Annotated in this window: 1 protein-coding gene; it reads right to left on the reverse strand. The window is 64.1% G+C overall.

Annotation, left to right across the window (positions count from 1 at the left end):
• Positions 1 to 789 (reverse strand): transporter substrate-binding protein (locus tag EN906_RS35175; protein WP_127375825.1); only part of this gene is annotated, 789 nt, incomplete at its 3' end.
• Positions 790 to 1,046 lie beyond the last annotated feature (257 nt).

Raw genomic sequence — 1,046 nt, forward strand, 5'->3', positions numbered from 1 at the left:
GGCGAAGGCGGCCGGCCGCGGCGCGAAGTACGGCCCGACCGACAGGTGCCCTTTCCCGGATACGCCGATCGCCGGCAACTCTCCTTCGGTGAGGTTGCAGGAGATGACGGGACAGGTTTCCGGGCGGAAGGCAGGATCCTCATTCCCGAGATCGCAATAGGCCGCCAGGAAGGCGTAGGAAGTGGTGCCGATCAGGTTGTTGAGGATGAAGTTCGGCCGTGTGGCACGGATCTCCGCGATCAGCCGCGACACGTCGGTCTCGCCGATGCGCAGATAGCGTTCGCCCAGCACCTTGCCGCCGGCATCGGCGATCAGGTCGCGGGCGACGCGGTTCATCTCCCAGCCCCAGATGTAGTTCGAGCCGAGCAGGAAACCGTTGGCGCCGAAACGCGGCACGACATGCGCCATCAGCGGCACCAGATGCTGGTTGGGGCAGGCGTGCATGTAGACGACGTGCTCGTTGGCCTCGAAGCCCTCATAGGGGCAGGCGTACCAGAGCATGCCGCCCGCCTTCTCGAGCACCGGAATGGTTTCCTTGCGGCTCCACGAGGTGACGCAGCCGACGACATGGCGCGCGCTGCTGGTCCTGAAAATATCCTCGCACAGCGTCGCGTAACGGTCCGCATTGCTTTGCGGATCGCGCTCGACCGGCACCAGTTCGATGCCTGAGCTGCGATCGGCGTTGATGTCGGCGATGGCGCGCATGGCGCCGATGCGGCACGCATCGGAGACGAGCTGATAGCTCCCCGAGCGGGAATACAGGATGCCGATCTCGATATGCCGTTTCAAACAGATCCCCAAAATGACAATGCCTCGCAGCCAGCGCCGGAAGGGCGAGGCATACGAGGCATTCTTGCCGCCCGGCGATCAGAGCCGGTATTTTGCGCTAGCGTATTCTGTCCGGCGGGTCAGTCAAGCCCTCAACGGTATTTGCGTGACCGTCATCGCCGTTTCGCTGCCGCCGGCTATCTGGCCGATCTGGCCGCCGGCCTCTGACCGTGTTGACGCGCATAGGTCACGCAGGCGTCCACCGTGCTGACACAAAG

It is taken from the genome of Mesorhizobium sp. M7A.F.Ca.CA.004.06.1.1 (assembly GCF_003999135.1).
Lineage (GTDB): Bacteria > Pseudomonadota > Alphaproteobacteria > Rhizobiales > Rhizobiaceae > Mesorhizobium.